This is a genomic window from Streptomyces sp. NPDC090499 (assembly GCF_044769305.1).
Classification (GTDB): Bacteria; Actinomycetota; Actinomycetes; order Streptomycetales; family Streptomycetaceae; genus Streptomyces.
Genome location: NZ_JBIVXP010000003.1, coordinates 554,631 through 572,817, shown reverse-complemented (window position 1 = coordinate 572,817; position 18,187 = coordinate 554,631). Strand labels below are relative to the sequence as shown.

Sequence of the window (18,187 nt, the reverse complement as noted above, 5' to 3'; positions counted from 1 at the left end):
AGGAGCAGCACTAACTAATGGAAAGTACCCACTTTGAAGTAAGGTACTGGCATGACCGTAAGTGCTGCCGAAGTCGATCAGCCGAAGGCCGCGAAGGCTGCGAAAGCCCCGAAGTACGTCGTCGGCGCGGAGATGTGCCCCTACCGCCTGGTCCTGGAGCACGTCACCAGCCGCTGGGGCGTCCTGGTGCTGATCGAGCTCCTCGACCGCCCCTACCGCTTCAGCGAGCTGCGCCGCGCGATCGGCCGGGTCAGCGAGAAGATGCTCACCCAGACCCTGCAGACCCTGGAACGCGACGGCCTCGTCCACCGTGACGCCAAGCCCGTCATCCCGCCCCGGGTCGACTACTCCCTCACCGGTCTCGGCCGCGAGGCCGCTCAGCAGGTGCGGGACCTGGCGCTGTGGACCGAGCGGCGGATGGCGGACGTGGAGCGGGCCAGGACGGCGTACGACGACGCGAAGCGCGCCTGAGGCCGCCGACCGGACCTGCCCTGAGCCTCCTGACCGCCTGAGCCTGCTGGCCCCCTGGCCTCCTGAGCCTCCCTGGGCCGCCGGGAACGCGAAGCGGGGCCCGGACGCACCGTCCGGGCCCCGCTCATGGCTTCTCCTGGTCAGCCGACGACGGTCCAGGTGTCCCCGCCGGCCAGCAGCGCCGCGAGGTCGCCCTTGCCGTGCTGTTCGGCCGCGGTGTCCAGCTGCTCGGACATCTGGACGTCGTAGACGGGCCGTTCCACCGAGCGGAAGACGCCGACGGGCGTGTGGTGCAGGGTGTCGGGGTCGGCCAGCCGGGACAGCGCGAAGGCCGTGGTGGGTGAGGGGGAGTGGGCGTCGTGGACGAGGACCTCGGACTCGTTGTCCGCGGTCACGTCGACCACCTTCAGGTCGCCGGTGAGCCGGTCGCGTACGACACCGCGCGCGTTGTCCGCGCCGAAGCGGATGGGCTTGCCGTGCTCCAGGCGGATCAGCGCCTCCTCGGCGGACTGCTTGTCCTTAAGGGCGTCGAAGGCGCCGTCGTTGAAGATGTTGCAGTTCTGGTAGATCTCGATCAGGGCCGTGCCCGGGTGGGCGGCGGCCGCGCGCAGCACCTCGGTGAGGTGTTTGCGGTCGGAGTCGATCGTGCGGGCGACGAAGGACGCCTCCGCGCCGATCGCCAGCGACACCGGGTTGAACGGGGCGTCCAGCGAGCCCATCGGTGTCGACTTGGTGATTTTGCCGACCTCGGAGGTCGGTGAGTACTGCCCCTTCGTCAACCCGTAGATGCGGTTGTTGAAGAGGAGGATCTTCAGGTTGACGTTGCGGCGCAGGGCGTGGATGAGGTGGTTGCCGCCGATGGACAGCGCGTCACCGTCACCGGTCACCACCCACACCGACAGGTCACGCCTGCTGGTCGCCAGCCCGGTCGCGATGGCGGGGGCGCGGCCGTGGATGGAGTGCATGCCGTACGTGTTCATGTAGTACGGGAAGCGCGACGAGCAGCCGATGCCCGAGACGAAGACGATGTTCTCCTTCGCCAGCCCGAGTTCCGGCATGAACCCCTGTACGGCGGCGAGGATCGCGTAGTCGCCGCAGCCGGGGCACCAGCGCACCTCCTGGTCGGACTTGAAGTCCTTCATGGACTGCCTGGCCTCGGCCTTGGGGACGAGCTGCAGCAGTCCGCCGGCGGCGTGGGTCCCGGCGTCGGCCCCTGAGTCGGTTCCGGTGTCGGTCCCTGTATCGGTTCCGGCGTCGGTCATGGCGTCAGTCATGGATGGCCTCCTTGAGCGCCGTGGCGAGCTGCTCGGCCTTGAACGGCATGCCGTTGACCTGGTTGTACGAATGCGCGTCCACCAGGTACTTCGCCCGGATGAGGGTGGCGAGCTGACCCAGGTTCATTTCCGGGATCACCACCTTGTCGTACTGCTTGAGCACGGTGCCGAGATTGCGCGGGAACGGGTTCAGGTGCCGCAGATGCGCCTGCGCGATCGGCTCCCCGGCCGCGCGCAGCCGTCGTACCGCGGCCGTGATCGGCCCGTACGTCGATCCCCAGCCCAGTACCAGGGTCCTGGCACCGTCAGGGTCGTCCACCTCGATGTCGGGGACGTCGATGCCGTCGATCTTGGCCTGCCGGGTGCGGACCATGAAGTCGTGGTTGGCGGGGTCGTAGGAGATGTTGCCCGTGCCGTCCTGCTTCTCGATGCCGCCGATGCGGTGTTCGAGACCCGGTGTGCCGGGGATGGCCCAGGGCCGGGCGAGGGTCTGCGGATCCCGCTTGTACGGCCAGAAGACCTCGGTGCCGTCGTCCAGGGTGTGGTTGGGGCCGCTCGCGAACTGCACCCGCAGGTCGGGAAGCTCCGCCGGCTCCGGGATCCGCCAGGGCTCGCTGCCGTTGGCCAGGTAGCCGTCGGAGAGCAGCATCACGGGTGTCCGGTAGGTCAGCGCGATCCGGGCCGCCTCCAGCGCCGCGTCGAAGCAGTCGGCCGGGGTCCGCGGGGCGATCACCGGGACCGGGGCCTCGCCGTTGCGGCCGTACATCGCCTGCAGCAGGTCCGCCTGCTCGGTCTTGGTCGGCAGTCCGGTGGACGGTCCGCCCCGCTGGATGTCGACGACCAGCAGCGGCAGCTCCAGCGAGACCGCGAGCCCGACCGTCTCCGCCTTCAGGGCGACACCCGGACCGGAGGTCGTCGTCACGGCCAGCGAGCCGCCGAACGCCGCCCCCAGGGCCGCGCCGATGCCCGCGATCTCGTCCTCCGCCTGGAAGGTCCGCACACCGAAGTTCTTGTGCTTGGACAGCTCGTGCAGGATGTCGGAGGCCGGGGTGATCGGGTACGACCCGAGGAACAGCGGCAGGTCCGCCTGCCGGGACGCGGTGACCAGGCCGTAGGCGAGGGCCAGGTTCCCGGAGATGTTCCGGTAGGTGCCGACCGGGAACGCGGTCGTCGCCGGGGCGATCTCGTAGGAGACGGCGAAGTCCTCCGTCGTCTCGCCGAAGTTCCAGCCCGCGCGGAAGGCCACCAGATTGGCCTTCATGACCTCGGGCTTGCGGGCGAACTTCTGCTGGAGGAATCTCTCCGTGCCCTCGGTCGGCCGGTGGTACATCCATGACAAGAGGCCGAGCGCGAACATGTTCTTGCTGCGCTCGGCCTCTTTGCGGCTGAGGTCGAATTCCTTCAGTGCCTGAACGGTCAGCGTGGTCAGCGGCACCGGATGGAGGCTGTAGCCGTCGAGCGACCCGTCCTCCAGGGGCGAGGCGTCGTAGCCGACCTTCTGCATCGCCCGTTTGGTGAACTCGTCCGTGTTGACGATGATCTCCGCGCCGCGCGGCAGATCCCCGATGTTCGCCTTCAACGCGGCCGGGTTCATCGCGACCAGCACGTTCGGCGCGTCACCCGGGGTGAGGATGTCGTGGTCCGCGAAGTGCAACTGGAACGAGGAGACCCCCGGCAGAGTGCCTGCGGGGGCCCGGATCTCGGCGGGGAAGTTCGGCAGGGTGGACAGATCGTTGCCGAAGGACGCTGTCTCCGACGTGAACCGGTCACCGGTGAGCTGCATACCGTCACCCGAGTCCCCCGCGAACCGGATGATCACCCGATCGAGGCGCCGGACGGCCTTCACACCGCCCGGCTTGCGCTGCTCTCCCACGACGGTTCCGTCGGCCTGTTCCGTTGTCCTGCTGACCTGGCTGGTCACTGAACTGGACCTCCTTCGAGGCGGCTGTCCGGGGGTGGCCGTCCCACCGACCATCCCGCAATCAACCCTACGTCGGTTAGGGTCGCCTTCCCGTGCCCGCTCGCATGCTGGACGGAGTTCTGAGACGACCTGTCGCCCTGACTTGTCATGATTTTCCCTCCCCCTGGCCGCCTTCCGGTGCCGACACGGTGCCGTCGGCCCGTCAGGAGTTCAGATACGTCAGAACGGCCAGAACACGCCGGTGGTCACCGTCGCTCTGGGAGAGTCCCAGCTTGAGGAAGATGTTGCTGACGTGCTTCTCGACGGCACCGTCGCTCACGACCAGCTGCCGGGCGATCGCCGAGTTCGTCCGCCCCTCGGCCATCAGCCCCAGCACCTCCCGCTCCCGCGGGGTGAGGCCCGCGAGGACGTCCTGCTTCCGGCTCCGCCCGAGCAGCTGGGCGACGACCTCCGGATCGAGCGCGGTACCGCCCTCGGCGACCCGCACCACGGCGTCCACGAACTCCCGTACCTCGGCGACCCGGTCCTTCAGGAGGTACCCCACGCCCCGGCTGGAACCGGCCAGCAGTTCGGTGGCGTAGCGCTCCTCCACGTACTGCGACAGCACCAGCACCCCGAGCCCCGGGTGCGCCTTCCGCAGCCGTACGGCGGCCCGCACGCCCTCGTCGGTGTGTGTCGGCGGCATCCGTACGTCCGCGACGACGACGTCCGGCAACGCGTCCTGCGCATCGAGGTCGGCGATGGTCTTGACCAGCGCCTCCGCGTCCCCGACGCCCGCGACGACGTCATGCCCCCGGTCGGTCAGCAGCCGGGTCAGCCCCTCTCTGAGCAGCACTGAATCCTCGGCAATGACCACCCGCACCCTGTCCTCCACGATCTCCCGGCCCCCCGCACCCCGTCCGGCGTACATGCCTGCCCTGTCCGAAAGTCCAGCATTCCAGCATTCGGATCGGAGTGCGTGCGGGTAACGAGAGGACGCGAACCAAATCAGGCCGCCCGGCCCCGGCCCCTCCGGCGGCGATGGACGACGGCGGGCCGGAACCACATCCAGCCGGCCCGGCGTTCGAGTCTTCGTCTGAGTCTTTCCAGCCCGTCCGGCGTTTGAGGACGAGGCCGCTCAGGCCGAACCGGGCGGTCGAAGGGGGCCCACCCCCTGGAAGGACGGGACGGGACGGGTAGGGGCGGCGGGGGCGTAGAACCCGCCCTCAACCCCGCCAGGGCAGCTCCGCCGTGACCCGCGTCGGCCCGCCCACCGGGGAGTCCACCAGCAGGATCCCGTCGACCGCGTCCAGCCGCTCGGCCAGCCCCGCCAGCCCCGACCCCCGCGCCGTGTCCGCACCCCCCACCCCGTCGTCCACGACCTGCAGCATCAACCGGTCCGCACTCCGCCACACATCGACCGCCGCCGCACTGGCCCGCGCGTGCTTGCTGATGTTCTGCAGCAACTCGGACACCGTGAAGTACGCGATCCCCTCGATCGCCGCCGCCGGCCGCTCCGCCAGGTCGACCTCCACCCGCACCGGCACCGTGCACCGCGACGCCACCGAGGACAGCGCCGCGTCCAGCCCGCGGTCGGTCAGCACGGCCGGATGGATCCCGCGGGCCAGGTCCCGCAGCTCCTGCAGCGCGGTCTTCACCTCACCGTGCGCCTCGTCCACCATCCGCGCCGCGACCTGCGGATCCTCCCGCAGTTTCTCCTTCGCCAGCCCCAGATCCATGGCCAGCGCCACCAGCCGCGCCTGCGCCCCGTCGTGCAGATCCCGCTCGATCCGCCGCAGGTCGGCGGCGGCCGTGTCCACCACGATCCCGCGGTCCGACTCCAGCTCCACAACCCGCGACGCCAGCTTCGACGGCCCCAGCAGCCCGTTCACCATCACCCGGTCCACCAGCGTCAGCGCCCGCACGATCCACGGCGTGGCCAGCGTGAACAGCAGTCCCACCAGCGCGGTCACCGTGATCTCGAACGGGTTGTCGAGGTAGACGCTGTGGTGCGCGTCGCCGTACAGCTGGATTCCGCCCTGCCCGGCCCACACCGGGAACACCCAGAACCACAGCGGATACGTCAGCAGGGCCCAGCCGTACGTCCAGAAGTTGAGGGCGACGACGAAGGAGAACATCGACCAGGGGAACTGCAGCACCGCGTAGAGCAGATGACGCCAGGACGTGCCGCTCTTCAGCACCGCGCCGACCCAGGCGAAGAACCCCGGCTTGCGCATCCGCAGCGGCTCCGGGTCGGCGACCTCCAGCTTCAGCAGCCCACGCGCGCGTGCCCGTTCCAGCGCCCCGAAGCCACGGCACCCGGCGAGGGCCACCGCCAGCAGCGGGATCCCGATGAAGGTCACCAGCAGACCGACACCGAGGGACAGCATCGTCACGGTCCACACGAACAGCGTGACGCCGACCGGCAGGCCCAGCAGGACATAGCCGAACTCACGCCAGCTGCGCGCCTCGAACGGCGCCCGCAACACCGCCGGCATCCGATGCCGGCGCTCGCCGTACGGCTCGCGGCCGTATCCGTGGTCCTGCCCGTACCCGTACCCGTACTCGTGTCCGAACTCCGTGGCCATCCGCGCCGTCCCGTCCTCTCCCCGCCTCGTCGGCCCTGTCCTGCCGTATCTCCACCCTGCTCTGTCGCAGGTCGGGGAACCATGGAGTCCGTCGGCCTCTTGGACGGGGGGTTTTCCCCACCCTCACCCCGCCCACCCCCACCCCGCCCCCACCTCTGCAGCTCGCTACGACCGGTCGCGCCAGGGCAGCTCGGCGGTGACCGTCGTGGGGCCGCCGGACGGTGAGTCGACGACGAACAGGCCGTCGACCGCGCCCAGCCGGTCCGCGAGCCCGCGCATCCCCGAGCCGCCGTCCAGGCTCGCCCCGCCGTGCCCGTCGTCCCGCACCTGGATCAGCAGCCGGTCGTCGGCCCGCCACACGTCCACCGAGGCGGTACGCGCCCCGCTGTGCTTGCTGACGTTCTGCAGCAGCTCGGAGACGGTGAAGTAGGCGATGCCCTCGATCGCGGGCGCCGGTCTGGACGGCAGGTCGGCGGTCACCTGGACCGGCACCGTGCACCGCGAGGCGACCGACGACAGCGCCGCGTCCAGCCCCCGGTCGGTGAGCACCGCCGGATGGATGCCGCGGGCGAGGTCCCTGAGCTCCTGCAGCGCCAGTTTGACCTCGCCGTGCGCCTCCTCGACCATCGCGGCGGCCGCGTCGGGGTCCTCCAGCAGCTTCTCCTTCGCCAGGCCGAGCCCCATCGCCAGATTGACGAGCCGCGCCTGCGCCCCGTCGTGCAGATCCCGCTCGATGCGCCGCAGGTCGGCGGCGGCCGTGTCGACGACCACGCCCCGGTCCGACTCCAGTTCGGCGATACGGCGCTCCAGCTCGTCAGAAGGCGACAGCAGGCCGCGCACCATCGCCCGGTCCACGTTCGACAGCCCGCGCGCGACGAACGGCAGCACCGGCCACAGCACGAACAGCGAGACCAGCGTGACGGAGAAGGTGAGGACACCCCACGGCAGCCGGATGAAGTCGTACAGCAGCGTCCGCCAGCCCACCGGGTCCTTCAACGTCAGCCACAGCCGCCCGGAGCCCGCACCCCGCCTGGCCCACGGCAACGGGGTCGGCTCCTCCACCCGCACCCCGAGCAGCGCACGCGCGCGTGCCCGCTCCAGCTTGCCCAGCTGACGGGCGCCCACCAGGGTCGCGGCGAGCAGGGGGACGCCGATCACCGTCAGCGTCAGCACACCGCTCACCCACACCGTCGTGACGACGTAGACGAAGCCGAACAGCGACATCGGCAGGTTCAGCAGGAGATGCGCGATCTCCTTCCAGGTATGACCTTCGAAGGCGAAGCGCACGGGCGGCAGTCGCTCGCGGTCCTCGCCGGCGTCGGTGAAACCGGGGGATCGGGGTGCTGGTGCGGTCATATGCGCCAGCGTGCCGTGTGCCGGAGCGCGACGCCATGGAGTTCCCCGCCCGGGTCACCCTGGGGAAAACCCCACCAGGCGGCCCTGGTCCCGTGCCCCGCCCTGTCCCACCGCGTGACGGCCTGCTTACCGTGGCTTTATCAGGGCCTAGACTCCCGTGCGTACAGATCGTCGATTCAAGAGTTGACTGAGGTCACGGCACCGGACCGGGTCGGGCCGGTGGTCTGTCGAGGGAGCGAGGGACGGGCGATGCGGGAGACGGTGGGCGGTGGACCGACCGCGGTGCTCGCCGCGGACTACTTCGCGTCCTACTCCGTGGTGGGACTGCTGACGCTGGTCGGCGTGGTCTTCGTCGCCGTCGCCTTCGGCGCCGGCCGGCTGCTGCGCCCGGTGGTCCCCACCCCCGAGAAGCTCCTCACCTACGAGTGCGGTGTCGACCCCGTCGGCGAGGGCTGGGCCCACACCCAGGTCCGCTACTACGTCTACGCCTTCCTCTACGTCATCTTCGCCGTCGACTCGATCTTCCTGTTCCCCTGGGCGACGGTCTTCGCCGCCCCCGGCTACGGCGCGACCACGCTCGTGGAGATGTTCGTCTTCCTCGGCTTCCTCGCCGTCGGCCTGCTGTACGCATACAAGAAGGGCGTCCTGACATGGACGTGACGCCGGAACCCGTGCCGTTGCCGGAGCCGCAGAGGCTGGGCGCGCTCGCCCGCCTCGCCCCCGAACCGATGAAGGTCGTCCTCAACTGGGGCCGCCGCTACTCGCTCTGGGTCTTCAACTTCGGTCTCGCCTGCTGCGCGATCGAGTTCATCGCCGCGTCGATGGCCCGCCACGACTTCATCCGCCTCGGCGTGATCCCCTTCGCGCCGGGTCCCCGCCAGGCCGACCTCATGGTGGTCTCGGGCACGGTCACGGACAAGATGGCCCCGGCGGTCAAGCGCCTGTACGAGCAGATGCCCGAACCGAAGTACGTCATCTCCTTCGGCGCCTGCTCGAACTGCGGCGGCCCCTACTGGGACTCCTACTCCGTCACCAAGGGCGTCGACCAGATCATCCCCGTCGACGTGTACGTCCCCGGCTGCCCGCCGCGCCCCGAGGCGCTCCTCCAGGGCATCCTCAAGCTCCAGGAGAAGATCGCGGCGGAATCCCTGAGCGAGCGCTACGGCACCCCCCGCCCGTCCGCCGCGGCCCTCCAGAGCGACCTGGTCCGGCCGCCGGCCCCCACGGGGGCCGAGAACGAAGGGGACGCGCGATGACGGCCCCGGCCGGCTGGCTCCCGGCCCCCGTCGAGGAACTCTTCGGCACGGACGCCAGGGCCGACGAGTCCTACGACGTCCTCACGGTCGACGTCCCTCCCTCCTCCTGGCTCGCCGCCCTGGAGATCGCCCGTACGACTCTCTCCTGCACCTACTTCGACTGGCTGAGCGCCGTCGACGAACCCGGCACCGGGTTCCGCGTCTCCGCCCACGTCGTCGCCCTCGCCCCGGTCCGCCGCCTGCTCCTGCGCACGACCGTCCCGCACACCGACCCCGAACTCCCGTCCGCCGTCGGCGTCTACGCGGGCGCCCGCTGGCACGAACGCGAGACCCACGAGATGTTCGGCGTCCGCTTCACCGGCCACCCCGGCCTGGACCACCTCCTCCTCCCGGAAACCTTCGAGGGCCACCCCCTCCGCAAGGACTTCGTGCTCGCCGCCCGCGTCGCCAAGGCCTGGCCCGGCGCCAAGGAACCTGGCGAGTCCGACCACGGCGGCCCCAGGCGCCGCCAGATGCTTCCCCCGGGCGTCCCCGACCCGAACGAGTGGGGACCCCTCAAGGGCCAACTCCCGGCCGCCCCCGCCCGCCCGGCCCGCACCGCAGCAGGCCGCGCGGCCGGCGACCGCCCGCCCCGTCCGGCCCGCGAGACCGACGACGGCCCGGTGCGCCGCTCACGCACGGCCGCGGAGGGCTCGGCGAGCCAGGCGACCAGCGCGGCCGCGGCGGCGGAGTCGACCGGGGCGGCGGAGCCGACTGGAGCGGTCGAGTCGACTGAGGCGCCGGGTGCGGCAAGGCCGACGGCCACTCCGCGCCGGGCACGGAGTGCGAGCGGGGGGTCCGCTTCGCAGCGGGCAACCTCCGGTGCGGAGGGCGCGCCCACCGGGAATGGCGTTGCGGAAGGCACCGGCGCGGAAGCGACCGCTGCGGAAGGGGCGGCCGCGGCGACGGGGCCATCGGCTGCTCCCCGGGGGCCTCGCCGGGCGCGTATCGCCTCAGGCGGCTCCTCTTCCCAGCGTGCGCAGGAGACGGAGCCGGGCACCCCGGCGGCACCGGCCACCCCGGGTCGCCCCGCAACCCACCGCAGCTCGGACGCGCCCTGGCACCACGCCCGCCCCGCCTTCGACGAAACGGCGGACGGGGGGTCGGCTGCCGAGACGTCGGCCGCCCCGCCGGAGGCAGCCGGCGCGCCCGGAACCGAGGCCCAGGAGCCGGGCGCGGGGGAGCCGAACACTTCCACGGCGCCCACCGCGGAGCCGACGGCACCGGAGCCGACCGGACCGGAACCGACCGGACCGGAACCGGCGGCGTCGGGGTCGGCCGAGTCGAGCCCTGCCGCGGCCGAGGAGCCCGAGGAGCTCGAGCCGAACGCTGCCGAGGCCCCCGCCCCCGCCCCCGCCCCCGAGCGCATCGCCGAAGCCCCGACCCCCGACGACACCGCCCCCGAACGCCCTGCCCACCCCGACGACCCCTCAGGAGGCCCGCAGTGAACGACGCTCTGGACGTCGCCCTGCGACTCCTCGTCGTGTTCGTCGTCTTCCTCACCTTCCCCCTGATCGTCGGTCAGACCGAGCACAAGGTGATGGCCCATATGCAGGGCCGCCTCGGCCCGATGTACGCCGGTGGTTTCCATGGCTGGGCCCAGCTGATCGCCGACGGCGTGAAGTTCGCGCAGAAGGAGGACGTGGTCCCGGCGGGCGCGGACCGCCGTGTCTTCCAACTGGCCCCCGCGGTGGCCCTCCTCCCGTATCTGCTCGTGCTGCTCGCCATCCCGATCGGCCCCGGCGAGGGCGCGGTCGGCCAGGTCCTGGACGCGGGAGTGTTCTTCGTGCTGGCCGTGATGGGCGTCGGCGTCCTCGGCTCGCTCATGGCCGGCTGGGCCAGTGCCAACAAGTTCTCCCTCCTCGGCGGCCTGCGCACCGCCGCCCAGCTCCTCGCCTACGAACTCCCGATGCTGCTCGCCGCCGCCTCCGTGGCGATGGCGGCCGGTACCGTCTCCCTGCCGGGCATCGTCGGCTCCTTCCACTGGTGGTGGCTGCCCTGGCAGATCACCGGCGGCCTGGTCTTCTTCGTCGCCGGCCTCGCGGAACTCCAGCGGCCCCCGTTCGACATGCCCGTAGCCGACTCGGAGATCATCTTCGGCGCGTACACCGAGTACACCGGCCTGCGCTTCGCCCTGTTCCTGCTCGCCGAGTACGCCGGGATCGTCGTCCTGTGCGGCCTGACCACCGTTCTTTTCCTGGGCGGCTGGCACGGCCCGTGGGGTGCGGACGGCCTCGGCTGGCTGTGGACCCTCCTGAAGACGGCGCTCCTCGCCTTCGTCGTGATCTGGCTCCGCGTGACCTACCCCCGGCTGCGCGAGGACCAGTTGCAGAAGTTTTCCTGGACCCTCCTCGTCCCCCTTTCTCTCGCCCAGATCGCCCTCACCGGCATCGTCAAGGTGGTGATCTCCTAGTGGCCCCCATCCCCGGCTCGGGCCTGGCCAAGGGCCTTGCCGTCACCCTGCGCACGATGACCCGGAAGTCGGTCACCGAGCAGTACCCGGACGCCCTTCCCGACCTTCCGCCCCGCACCCGGGGTGTGATCGGGTTGTTCGAGGAGAACTGCACGGTCTGCATGCTCTGCGCCCGTGAGTGCCCCGACTGGTGCATCTACATCGACTCCCACAAGGAGACCGTCCCGGCGGCGGCCCCGGGTGGCCGTGAGCGCAGCCGCAACGTCCTGGACCGCTTCGCCATCGACTTCTCCCTGTGCATGTACTGCGGTATCTGCATCGAGGTCTGTCCTTTCGACGCCCTGTTCTGGTCCCCGGAGTTCGAGTACGCCGAGACCGACATCCGCGAGCTCACCCACGAGCGCGACAAACTCCGCGAATGGATGTGGACGGTCCCGGCCCCGCCTGCCCTCGACCCCGGTGCGGAGGAGCCGAAGGAACTCGCCGCCGCCCGCAAGTCCGCCGAGAAGCTCGCGGCGGCCCGCGCTGCCGAGGCCGAGCAGGCCACCGACCGGGTCGAGCCGGGGGAGGGGGAGGCGTGAGCCCGCTCGCCCAGGCGCCGCACGGCTTCCTGTCCCCGACCGGCGTGGAGATCGCCTTCCTGCTCGTCGGCCTCGTCACCTTCGGCGCCGCCCTCGTCACGGTCAGCACCCGTCAGCTGGTGCACGCCGCCCTGTGGCTGGTGGTCGCCCTCGGCGGGATCGCCGTCGAATACCTCCTGCTCACCGCCGAGTTCATCGCCTGGGTGCAGGTCCTCATCTATGTGGGTTCCGTCGTCGTCCTCCTTCTCTTCGGCCTGATGCTCACCAAGGCCCCGATCGGCCGCTCCCCGGACGCCGACTCCGGAAACCGCTGGGTCGCGCTGGCCGTCGCCGTGACCGCCGCGGCCACTCTGGTCTGGGTGGTCGTGGACGCCTTCCGCGCCACCTGGATCGACCTGGACGGCGCCGCCGCCGGCTCGACGAAGGTCACCGGCGCGAGCCTCTTCCAGAACTGGGTCCTGCCCTTCGAGGCCCTCTCCGTCCTCCTCCTGGCGGCCCTGGTCGGCGCGATCGTCCTGTCCCGGAAGGCGAAGGCGGAGTCGGCCCCGCCCCCTGTGAACGGCCGGGTCGTCACACAGAGTTCCCCATCCGTCACGGATTCCGGGATTCACCCGATCGAGCAGGAAGCCGAGCAGGAAGCCGAGCAGGAAGCCGAGGGGAAGGCCCAGCGGAAAGCCGAGCAGAGGCCCGACAGGCCCGACCATAGGCCCGAGCAGAAGCCCCAGCAGAAGCCCGAGCAGGAAGGCGCCCGCTGATGCACCTCGCCTATCCCGCCGTTCTCTCCGCCCTCCTCTTCTGCACCGGCCTCTACGGCGTCCTCGCCCGCCGCAACGCGATCCTGGTCCTGATGTCGGTCGAGCTGATGCTGAACGCCGTCAACCTCAACCTCGTCGCCTTCGACGTCTGGTTGAGCAAGGCCGCCCGGGACACCCTGCACTCCGGCCAGGCCCTGACCCTGTTCACCATCGCCATCGCCGCCGCCGAGATCGGCATCGGCCTGGCGATCGTCCTCGCCGTGTACCGCAACCGCGGCACCTCCGACATCGACCGGCTCCGCGACACCGCCGAGGGCCACGAGGACGGCACGCCCACGGACGGGGCGGCCGACGAGAAGGCTGAGGCCACCGCGTGACCACGACCACCCTCGCCGTCCTCGTCCCCCTCCTGCCGTTCCTCGGCGCCGCCGCCGGTCTGCTCCTGGGGCGCTCCGCCCCCGGTTTCGTCCGCCCGCTCGCGGTCCTGCCGACGCTCGCCACGCTGGCCCTCGCCTGCACGGTCGCAGCCGACCAGGGCGGCGGCCGGGCCGTCGACGCCCACACCGAGCTCACGCCGACCGGTTCGGTACCGATCGAACTCGCCCTGCACATCGACGGCTTCGCCGCCCTCGTCGCCGTCCTGGTCGCGTTCGTCGCCGCCTGCGTGCAGATCTACTCGACCGGCTACCTCCGTGACGACCCGCGCTACCCCTCGTACGCGGCCCTCGTCTCCCTGTTCACCTCCGCGATGCTGCTGGTCGTCTACTCCGGCGACCTGATCGTGCTGCTGGTCGGCTGGGAAGTCATGGGCATCTGCTCCTACTTCCTGGTCGGCCACTACTGGGAGACCCCCGAGGCGCGCGCCGCCTCCATGAAGGCCTTCCTCGTCACCAAGCTCGGCGACGTGCCGTTCCTGATCGGCCTGTTCGCGCTGGCCACCGACGCCGGGTCGTTTCGCATCACCACGGTCCTCGGCACCGTCGCGAACGGCGGGCTGCACCATCCCACCCTGGTCGGGCTGCTGCTCCTGTGCGGTGTGGCCGGCAAGTCCGCGCAGTTCCCGCTGCACACCTGGCTCTCCGACGCGATGGCCGGCCCGACCCCTGTCTCCGCGCTGATCCACGCCGCGACGATGGTCGCCGCCGGTGTCTACTTCGTCGCCCGTCTCCTTCCGGTCTTCGAGGCCAGCGCGGCCGTGATGGTCGTCCTCGCCGCCATGGGCGCCGTCACGATGGTCGGTTCGGCCCTCGCCGCGCTCGCCCAGGACGACATCAAGCGCGTCCTCGCCTACTCGACGATCGGCCAGCTCGGCTACATGACCGGCGCCCTCGCCGTCGGCGACCGGGGTGCCGCCGTCTTCCACCTCCTGTCCCACGGCGCCTTCAAGGCGCTGCTGTTCCTCGCCGCCGGCGTGGTCATCCACGCCGCGGGCACCAACTCGCTGGCCGTCATGTCCCGCACCTCCGGCCTGCGCGACCGCGTCCCGGACGCCTACTGGACGATGACCGTGGCCCTGCTCGCGCTCGCCGCGGTCCCTCCGTTCAGCGGGTTCTTCTCGAAGGAGTCCGTCCTCGGCGCCGCTGAGCACGCCGCCACCGGCCACGCCGAGCACGCCCCGGGCAGCGCCGGCTGGATCGTCCTGGTCGCGGGCCTGGTCACCGCCCTGCTCACCGCCGCCTATGCGACCCGGCTGTGGCTGCTCACCTTCCGGGGCCGGGGGGCCGAGGCGCCGGACCACGGCAGGCAGCCGCTGTCCATGACCGTGGTGCTGTGGGTCCTGGCCGTGCCGTCCCTCGCCTTCGGCGGGTTCGCCTACCGGTCGCTGCCCGGCTGGTTCGACGGCCGTGCCCTCACCCCGACCCTGACCACCTCGATCCTCGGCACCGGCCTCGCGCTCGTCGGCGGACTGGTCACCTACGGAGCCTGGCAGCGCACCAGAACACAAGCCGCCCGCGCCCCGCTGGGTGCCGTGGCCGCCCACCCGGAGGGCGACGCCGGACTGGTCGAGGCCGAGGCCATCGCCGCCCACAAGCCCGCGTTCGGCGATGTGGCCTACGCACCCGACCCGGCGGACCCCGGCAGGCTGCTGCTCGGCCCGCTGCACCGGCACGCCGCCGAAGGCTTCCACCTGGACGCCGTCTACGACGCACTGTTCGTCCGCCCGGTCCTGGCCGCGGCGAGCCTCGTCCAGTTCCTGGACCGCGAGGTCGTCGACACCTACGTACGTGGAGCAGGCGCACTGCCCCGCCTGCTCGGCGCCGCTGTACGGCGCGCCCAGACCGGCAACGTCCAGACCTATGTGAGCGCGCTGCTCGCCGGCACCGTCGTCCTGGCGGTCGCCGTCCTCCTCGTCGCCACGGGAGCGTGAGCAGGCGTGATCGATATCAGCGAGTCCGTGATGCAAGTTCTTCTGGCACTGATCGTCGTAGGCCCGCTTCTCGGTGCCGTCGCCGCCCTGCTGCCCGCCCCGCCCGGACTGAAGGGGAAGTCGCCCGAGCAGGCCGTACTCCGGCACGGTGTGACCGTGACCGGCGCGGTCCTCGTCGCCGCGATCGTCCTGGCGCTCGGCTTCGACCACGACCATCCGTCGAGGATGCAGGCCACGACCGACATCGGCTGGATCCCCGCACTCGACGTGCGCATCCACCTCGGCATCGACGGCATCTCCCTCCCCCTCGTGGTCCTGACCGCGCTGCTGACCTTCCTCTGCGCGCTCTACTCCTACTTCAACCCGCCCGCGGGACCGTCCGGCCCTTCCCCGAAGGCCTTCGTGGCCCTGCTGCTCGTCCTGGAGTGCGGCGTCCTCGCGAGCTTCGCCGTCCTCGACCTGCTGCTGTTCTTCCTCGCCTTCGAGACGGTGCTCATCCCGATGTACTTCCTGATCGCCCGCTGGGGCGGCGAGGGACGGACCCGGGCCGCCTGGAAGTTCATCCTCTTCACGCTGTTCGGATCCGTCGTCATGCTGCTCGGCCTGCTCCTGATCGGAATCAAGGCGGGCACCTTCGACATGGTGGCACTCGCCACTGACAACGGCCGGTCACTGACCACATCCGTGCAGGTCATCGCCGTTCTGGCGATCGGGATCGGACTCGCGGTCAAGACCCCGATGTGGCCGCTGCACAGCTGGCTGCCGGACGCCCACACCTCCGCGCCGACCGTCGGCTCGGTACTGCTGGCCGGTGTCCTGCTGAAGATGGGCACGTACGGGTTCGTCCGGATCCTGCTGCCGGTCGCGCCGGACGGTTTCCGCACCTTCGCGCCCTACCTCGCCGCCTTCGCGGTCGTCGGGATCATCTACGGGTCCCTGGCCTGCCTGAACCTGGCCAAACGCGGCGCCCGGGGCGACCTCAAACGGCTGATCGCCTACTCCTCCGTCGGCCACATGGGCTTCGTCCTGCTCGGCATCGCCACCATGACCCCGACCGGCGTCAACGGCGCCCTGTTCGCCAACATCGCCCACGGCCTCATCACCGGCCTGCTGTTCTTCCTGGTCGGCGGCCTGAAGGACCGCACCGGCACGACCGACCTGGACACCCTCGCCGAGGAGACGGGGGCCGCGCTGTACGGCAAGGCACCGCGCCTCGGCGGTCTGCTCGCGTTCGCCGCCGTCGCCTCGCTCGGGCTGCCCGGCCTCGCCGGGTTCTGGGGCGAGATGCTGGCCCTGTTCGGCGCGTTCAAGCCCGCCGCCGGCCTCAGCCGTCCCGCCTTCCTCACCTTCATGGCGATCGCCGCCTTCGGCACCCTGCTGACGGCCGCCTACATGCTGGCCGTGGTCCGCCGCGTCTGCATGGGCGCCGCATCACAGGAAGTGCCCAAGCTCGCCGACGTCCGCAGCTACGAGTTCGCGGCCTGGACCCCGCTCGTCGCCCTCACCGTCCTCGCCGGCCTGTGGCCGAAGGCCCTGCTCGGTCTGACCGACCCGGCCGTGCAGCAGCTCCTCGCAGGAGGCACCCGATGAGCGCCCTGGCCCAGCCGCTGGCCGCGAACCTCGTCCAGTCCGTCGACTGGCTCGCCATCGCCCCGCCCACCCTCACCGCGACCGTCGGCCTGGTCGTCCTGGTCGCCGACCTGTTCGTCCCCGAGGCCAGGAAGCCCCTCCTCGGCTGGATCTCGGTCACCGGACTCGCCGCGGCCGCCCTCCTGCTGCTCCCGCTCCTCGACCACGACCGCAGCACCTTCTGCCTCACCGGCACCACGCGCGCGTGCAGCTACACAGCCGACCGGTTCACCCTGATCGTGCAGTTCCTCGTCCTCGGCGGCGCCCTGCTCACGGCCCTGCTGTCCGTCACCACCCTGAAGGACGGCAACCGCCGCTACCCCCAGGGCGAGTTCTGGTTCCTGCTGCTCTCCTCGGCCGCCGGCGCCGCCCTGCTCCCCGCCTCCCGAGACCTCGCCACCCTGGTCGTCGCCCTGGAGGTGGCCTCCCTGCCCGCCTTCGCCCTCGTCGGCATCCGGCACGGCGACAAGAGGTCCTCCGAAGCGGCCCTGAAGTTCTTCCTGTCCTCGGTGACCGCGACCGCCGTCAGCCTCATGGGCATCAGCTTCGTGTACGCCACCACGGGCAGCCTCTACCTCACCCAGGTCGCCGACCGGATCCAGCACGTCGACGGACAACTGCACACGCTCGCCCAGACGGGCGTCGTCCTCACCCTTGTGGGTTTCGCGTTCAAGACGGCCGCCGTCCCCTTCCACTTCTGGGTACCCGACACCTACGTCGGCGCGCCGCTCCCGATCGCCGCCTACCTGTCGGTCGTCGGCAAGGCCGTCGGCTTCTCCGGGCTGATCCTGGTCACCGTCGTCGCCTTCCCGTCCTACGCCGACGTCTGGGGCCCCGCGCTCGCCGCCCTGGCCGCGCTCACCATGACCGTCGGCAACGCGGCCGCCCTGCGCCAGCGGGCCACGCGCGCGTACAGCGCGGTACGGCTGCTGGCCTGGTCGTCGGTGGGCCAGGCCGGCTATCTGCTGGTGCCGATCGCGGCCGCCGGATACAGCGGGGACGCCCGGAAGACCGTCGGCTCCACCCTTGCCTACGCCCTCATGTACGCCGCCGTGAACCTCGGCGCCTTCGCCGTGGCCGCGGCCGTCGCCCGTACCGAGCGGCTCAACCGGATCTCCGACTACCGCGGCCTGTACGCCAGGAACCCGCTCACCGCTCTGCTCCTCGCGTTCTTCCTGCTGTGCCTCGCCGGACTCCCGCCCGGCATCATCGGCCTGTTCGCGAAGGTCACCGTCTTCTCGGCGGCCGTCAACGCCGGCCTCGGCTGGCTGGCCGTCGTCATGGCCGTCAACGTGGTGATCGCCCTCTACTACTACCTCCAGTGGACGGCCCTCCTGTTCCGAGCCCCCGAGGGCGAGCCCGCCAGGCACCGCCTGCCCGCCCCTCTCACGGCGGCGCTCGCCTGCACCGGCACCCTCGGCGTCGTCCTCTCCGGCGCTCCCCAGCTGGTACTCCGCTTCGCCGCCTCCGGCCTGTTCTGACGCGTCGCACGCGTGCGTGCGAACCGTCCCGCCCCGGACGCGGTCCCTCACCCGTACGGCTCACCCCGCGCACAGC

16 protein-coding genes are annotated in these 18,187 nt (G+C 71.2%); 11 read left to right on the top strand and 5 right to left on the bottom strand.

The genetic code is table 11. The features are described from left to right. Positions 1 to 132 precede the first annotated feature (132 nt). Positions 133 to 471, top strand: coding sequence for a winged helix-turn-helix transcriptional regulator (locus ACIQVL_RS14605; protein ID WP_403434232.1), 339 nt, complete (start codon positions 133 to 135; stop codon positions 469 to 471). Between the two features lie 140 nt (positions 472 to 611). Here the strand turns inward: ACIQVL_RS14605 and ACIQVL_RS14600 are convergent, their stop codons facing one another. From ACIQVL_RS14600 to ACIQVL_RS14580, 5 genes are all read right to left on the bottom strand, one after another. Continuing rightward, positions 612 to 1,613 (bottom strand): 2-oxoacid:ferredoxin oxidoreductase subunit beta, encoded by a 1,002-nt coding sequence (locus ACIQVL_RS14600; RefSeq protein ID WP_403475541.1) that lies wholly within the window; start codon positions 1,611 to 1,613, stop codon positions 612 to 614. A gap of 124 nt (positions 1,614 to 1,737) precedes the next feature. Further along, positions 1,738 to 3,666, bottom strand: a complete 1,929-nt coding sequence (locus ACIQVL_RS14595; protein WP_403433880.1) for a 2-oxoacid:acceptor oxidoreductase subunit alpha — start codon at positions 3,664 to 3,666, stop codon at positions 1,738 to 1,740. A gap of 202 nt (positions 3,667 to 3,868) precedes the next feature. After that, a complete protein-coding gene (locus ACIQVL_RS14590; protein WP_403433883.1) occupies positions 3,869 to 4,576 on the bottom strand; it encodes a LuxR C-terminal-related transcriptional regulator in 708 nt (235 codons plus the stop codon). Between the two features lie 295 nt (positions 4,577 to 4,871). Continuing rightward, complete coding sequence (locus ACIQVL_RS14585; protein ID WP_403475445.1) at positions 4,872 to 6,233, bottom strand: sensor histidine kinase; 1,362 nt, start codon at positions 6,231 to 6,233, stop codon at positions 4,872 to 4,874. A 165-nt stretch (positions 6,234 to 6,398) separates the two neighbouring features. Continuing rightward, positions 6,399 to 7,589, bottom strand: a complete 1,191-nt coding sequence (locus ACIQVL_RS14580; RefSeq protein ID WP_403475444.1) for a sensor histidine kinase — start codon at positions 7,587 to 7,589, stop codon at positions 6,399 to 6,401. Between the two features lie 249 nt (positions 7,590 to 7,838). Here ACIQVL_RS14580 and ACIQVL_RS14575 point away from each other — a divergent pair, with 249 nt between their 5' ends. Genes ACIQVL_RS14575 through ACIQVL_RS14530 form a run of 10 tightly spaced genes read left to right on the top strand, consistent with a single transcriptional unit; the run spans position 7,839 to position 18,111 of the window. Continuing rightward, positions 7,839 to 8,249: an NADH-quinone oxidoreductase subunit A gene (locus ACIQVL_RS14575; RefSeq protein WP_093499722.1), complete on the top strand. Its 411-nt coding sequence runs from the start codon at positions 7,839 to 7,841 to the stop codon at positions 8,247 to 8,249. After that, the gene (locus ACIQVL_RS14570; protein WP_403433890.1) at positions 8,240 to 8,845 is read left to right on the top strand and encodes an NADH-quinone oxidoreductase subunit B; all 606 of its coding nucleotides are present in this window, start codon (positions 8,240 to 8,242) and stop codon (positions 8,843 to 8,845) included. Before ACIQVL_RS14575 ends, ACIQVL_RS14570 begins: the two co-directional genes overlap by 10 nt. Further along, positions 8,842 to 10,332 (top strand): NADH-quinone oxidoreductase subunit C, encoded by a 1,491-nt coding sequence (locus ACIQVL_RS14565; RefSeq protein WP_403475443.1) that lies wholly within the window; start codon positions 8,842 to 8,844, stop codon positions 10,330 to 10,332. Before ACIQVL_RS14570 ends, ACIQVL_RS14565 begins: the two co-directional genes overlap by 4 nt. Next, complete coding sequence (locus tag ACIQVL_RS14560) at positions 10,329 to 11,297, top strand: complex I subunit 1 family protein (protein ID WP_217549043.1); 969 nt, start codon at positions 10,329 to 10,331, stop codon at positions 11,295 to 11,297. Before ACIQVL_RS14565 ends, ACIQVL_RS14560 begins: the two co-directional genes overlap by 4 nt. Next, complete coding sequence (locus tag ACIQVL_RS14555; RefSeq protein ID WP_403433896.1) at positions 11,297 to 11,878, top strand: NuoI/complex I 23 kDa subunit family protein; 582 nt, start codon at positions 11,297 to 11,299, stop codon at positions 11,876 to 11,878. The genes ACIQVL_RS14560 and ACIQVL_RS14555 overlap by 1 nt, the downstream gene beginning before the upstream one ends. Continuing rightward, positions 11,875 to 12,633, top strand: coding sequence for an NADH-quinone oxidoreductase subunit J (locus ACIQVL_RS14550; protein WP_403475442.1), 759 nt, complete (start codon positions 11,875 to 11,877; stop codon positions 12,631 to 12,633). The genes ACIQVL_RS14555 and ACIQVL_RS14550 overlap by 4 nt, the downstream gene beginning before the upstream one ends. Further along, the gene (nuoK, locus tag ACIQVL_RS14545; protein ID WP_403433900.1) at positions 12,633 to 13,010 is read left to right on the top strand and encodes an NADH-quinone oxidoreductase subunit NuoK; all 378 of its coding nucleotides are present in this window, start codon (positions 12,633 to 12,635) and stop codon (positions 13,008 to 13,010) included. Before ACIQVL_RS14550 ends, nuoK begins: the two co-directional genes overlap by 1 nt. Beyond that, complete coding sequence (locus ACIQVL_RS14540; RefSeq protein ID WP_403475441.1) at positions 13,007 to 15,001, top strand: NADH-quinone oxidoreductase subunit L; 1,995 nt, start codon at positions 13,007 to 13,009, stop codon at positions 14,999 to 15,001. Before nuoK ends, ACIQVL_RS14540 begins: the two co-directional genes overlap by 4 nt. Before the next feature lie 6 nt (positions 15,002 to 15,007). Continuing rightward, positions 15,008 to 16,591, top strand: a complete 1,584-nt coding sequence (locus tag ACIQVL_RS14535) for an NADH-quinone oxidoreductase subunit M (RefSeq protein WP_403475440.1) — start codon at positions 15,008 to 15,010, stop codon at positions 16,589 to 16,591. Then, entirely contained in the window at positions 16,588 to 18,111 is a 1,524-nt protein-coding gene (locus tag ACIQVL_RS14530) for an NADH-quinone oxidoreductase subunit N (protein WP_403433909.1), read from the top strand. Before ACIQVL_RS14535 ends, ACIQVL_RS14530 begins: the two co-directional genes overlap by 4 nt. Positions 18,112 to 18,187 lie beyond the last annotated feature (76 nt).